Source organism: Saccharomonospora halophila 8 (assembly GCF_000383775.1).
Lineage (GTDB): Bacteria > Actinomycetota > Actinomycetes > Mycobacteriales > Pseudonocardiaceae > Saccharomonospora > Saccharomonospora halophila.
On sequence record NZ_KB912586.1, the window covers coordinates 1 to 3,669 of the forward strand.

The 3,669-nt window shown below is 72.4% G+C and carries 4 protein-coding genes; all 4 read left to right on the plus strand.

The annotated features are described in order from the left end of the window. Positions 1–514 (plus strand): hypothetical protein (locus tag SACHA_RS23040; protein ID WP_232211925.1); only part of this gene is annotated, 514 nt, incomplete at its 5' end. 145 nt (positions 515–659) lie between these two features. Further along, positions 660–1,964: a PP2C family protein-serine/threonine phosphatase gene (locus SACHA_RS23045; RefSeq protein ID WP_019812156.1), complete on the plus strand. Its 1,305-nt coding sequence runs from the start codon at positions 660–662 to the stop codon at positions 1,962–1,964. Between the two features lie 96 nt (positions 1,965–2,060). Continuing rightward, positions 2,061–3,185: an NDMA-dependent alcohol dehydrogenase gene (locus tag SACHA_RS0118470; RefSeq protein WP_019812157.1), complete on the plus strand. Its 1,125-nt coding sequence runs from the start codon at positions 2,061–2,063 to the stop codon at positions 3,183–3,185. A gap of 211 nt (positions 3,186–3,396) precedes the next feature. Further along, positions 3,397–3,669: roadblock/LC7 domain-containing protein (locus tag SACHA_RS0118475; protein ID WP_028663331.1), on the plus strand; the 273-nt coding region annotated here is incomplete at its 3' end.

Below are 3,669 nucleotides of genomic sequence, written 5' to 3' on the forward strand. Positions count from 1 at the left end.
CGGGGACGGGCCCGGCCGTCGTCGCCGCCGGTGGCGGCGGCGTCCCCGGGCGCGGACGGTGATCGCCACCGCACTGGTCGTGGCGGCACTGGTCGGTGCGGGGTTCGTCGGGGTGGACTACTGGTCGCTGCGTGCCCGGGAGACCGCGCGGACGGAAGTGCTCGACGCGGCCACCCGGTTCGCCACCCAGCTGGCCTCGTACGAGTTCGACACCCTGGACAAGGACCTCGACGCCGTGCTCGACCACGCGACCGGGGATTTCGCCGAGCAGTACCGCCGCGTCGGCGACGACCTCAGCGAGCTGATCCGGGAGCACGAAGCGGTCTCCGAGGGGGAGACACTGGCGGCGGGCGTCGTGCGTGCCGACTCCACCGAGGCGGTGGTGCTCGCGTTCGTCGATCAGACCATCACCAACACCGACAACCCCGAGCCGCGGATCGACCGGAACCGGATGCGGCTGACCCTGCGCCACGAGAACGACCGCTGGCTCGTGCACCAGGTCGAACTGCTCTGACCACACACCACGGGCTGTCGACGCGGGTCCGCGCCACGACGACCACATGCTCGTCGACGTCTCCGGCGGACCGGGGCACCGGGTCGTCGACCGGCCCGCGCGGTGCGGCGGGTGAGCCCGCCCGGGAGCCACTACGGTGAGGACCGTGACGTCCGCGAACTGGTACAAGGTGCTCGACGAGCTCATCAACCGGGGGCACCTGGCCGCCGGGGGTGACCTCGGACGGATCGTCCGGGACGCCCTGGCCACCCACGTGGGCGTCGACGGACTGCTGTACGTCTCCGACCTGCCCCAGCGGCACCTGCACCCGCTGGGCACCGACGCAGCCGCCCCGGTGGCCCCGATCGCGATCGACGGCACCCGTGCGGGCCGGTCGTTCCAGCGGGTCGAGATCTTCCGGGACCACGACCCGGAGACGGGCACTCCCGTGCTGTGGGTTCCCGTCCTGAACGGCACCCACCGGATGGGGAGTCTGCGGGTGGTTCCGCCCGAGGGTGCGGACCCGGACGACGCGACCCTGCGGCAGCACTGCTGGACCGTGGGCGGCCTGCTCGGACACCTCATCATCGCGAAACTCGCCCAGAGCGACGCCCTGCACCGGGCACGCAGGCCCCGGCCACTGACCGTCTCGGCCGAACTGCTGTGGCAGCTGCTGCCCCCGCAGACCTTCGCCACCCCGGACATGACGGTCAGCGCGGTCGTCGAGTACTACGACGAGGCGGGCGGCGACGGGTTCGACTACACGGCCGACGGACGGCTCGGCCACGTGGCCGTGTTCGACGCCACCGGCCACGACCTCCAGGCCGGCCTCGTCTGCTCGATGGCCATGGCCGCCACGCGCAACGCACGCCGCGTCAACGAGACGCTGGCCGGCATCGCCCGCAGGGCCGACACGGTGTTGCGCGAGCACGCGGCCGAGACCCGCTTCGCCACGGCCGTGTTGGCGACGGTCGATTTCGACTCGGGGGTGCTGTCGTACCTGAACGCGGGACACCCGCCACCCGTTCTGCTGCGGGACGGCCGCATCCACAAGATGCTCGACGAGGGCAGGCGCATGCCTCTGGGCCTGCAGCACCTCGACGACGCCGATCCCACCCTCCCGGGACGGGAACAGCTGCGGCCGGGCGACCGGATCCTGCTCTACACGGACGGTGTCACCGAGGCCCGCAACGACCGCGGCGAGCACTTCGGCATCGACCGGCTGGTCGACATCGTCGAACGGGAGAGCGAAGCCGGACTCCCTCCACCGGAGACACTGCGTCGGGTCGTTCACGCGATCCTGCACCACCAGCGTGGCGAGCTTCACGACGACGCCACCCTCCTGCTCCTGGAATGGCCCACGCCGCGGCACCCGAAGCTGCTGCCGTCCGAGGCACTGCGCCCGGCGGACGACCGGGCCGTCGCGCACGGGCACCCCGCCCGCTCCCCCGGCCGTCTCGACCCAACGTGAAACGGCCGTCTCCGGACCACGCGACACGCCCGTGTCCCGCCGTAGGGCGGGATAGTTTCGCCCACGTCGGTGGAACCGGAGTCGAGGGAGAACGTGATGCCGATCAGTACGCGGGGCGCGGTCCTGCGGGAGTCCCCCGGGCGCTACGAGGTCGTCGACCTGGAGCTCGACGACCCGCGGCAGGGCGAGGTGACGGTGCGGCTCGCCGCGTCCGGGTTGTGCCACTCCGACGACCACGCCGCGACCGGCGACCTGCCCGTCGGCATCCACCCGTTCTGCGGCGGGCACGAGGGCGCGGGCGTGGTCACCGCGGTCGGCCCGCACACCCCCGGGTTCGCCCCCGGCGACCACGTCGTGTTCTCCTTCCTGCCCGCGTGCGGCACGTGCGAGTTCTGTGCCCGTGGCCTGCAGAACCTGTGCCACCTGGGCGCGACCCTGCTCACCGGGGCCCGCGCCGACGACCCGACCAGCTACCGGCTCAGTCTGGACGGGCGCCCGGTGGGACAGCAGTGCGGCATCTCGACGTTCGCCGAGTACACGACCGCCTCGGTGGACTCGCTCGTCCGGATCGACGAGGACGTGCCGCTGGAGCTGGCGTGCCTGCTCAGTTGCGGGGTGCCCACCGGGTGGGGCGCGGCCGTCAACACGGCGGGCGTCCGTCCCGGCGACACGGTGATCGTGCTGGGCATCGGCGGCATCGGGGCGAACGCCGTGCAGGGCGCGGCGCACGCGGGGGCGAGCACCGTGCTGGCCGTGGACCCGGTGGAGTTCAAACGGAACAAGGCTCACGAACTGGGCGCCACGCACGCCTACGCCGACCTCCGCGAGGCCGCCGAGCACGCCCGGTCGGTCACCAACGGACAAGGGGCGGACGCCGTGATCGTCGCCGTCGGTGTCACCGGGGGCGAGCACCTCGCCCGGGCGCTCGGGGCGATCCGCAAGGCCGGGACGGTGGTCCTCACCGGTCTGGGCAGCCACCGCGCGACCGACGTCCCCCTCCGGCTGAACGACCTGGTCCTCATGCAGAAGTCGGTAAAGGGGTCGCTGTTCGGTGAGGCCGCACCGGGGTGTGACATCCCGGCACTGGTGCGGCTCTGGCGGCGGGGCGTGCTCAACCTGGACGACCTGGTGACCACCCGGTACCCGCTCGACGACGTGGCGAAGGCGTACGACGACATGCACGCGGGCCGCAACATCCGCGGCGTGCTCGTCTTCGACTGACCGACGCGGGTGACCGTCCCGTCACTCGCCGTATTCAACCGTGACCGGCTCGTCTCCCGGTCGTTCACCGGGTCGGACCGGTGGCGTCGTCGAGACGATGACTTTCCGCGAGATCGTGTGTCTTGACACCGCGAACCGGGTGATCTTCGATACGGTGCCGCCGTGTCCACGGTGGCCGGCACGGTTGTTCGACAGTGGGGAGAACGAGGCAATGGTCGCTTCCGACCCGACGGATCTGGACCGGCTGCTGGACGGCCTGGTGACCGGTCTGGACCGGGCCCGGCACGCCGTCGCGCTCTCGACCGACGGCATGCTGCTCGGCCGGTCCGGGCAGCTCGGCCCCGACGACGCCGGACACCTCTCGGCGGTCGCCTCGGCGTTCCGGAGCCTCGCGGACGGCGCGGGTGTGCAGTTCGGCGGCGGCGCCGTGCGGCAGACCGTGGTGGAGCTCGACCGGGCGACGCTGTTCGTCGCCGCCGCGGGC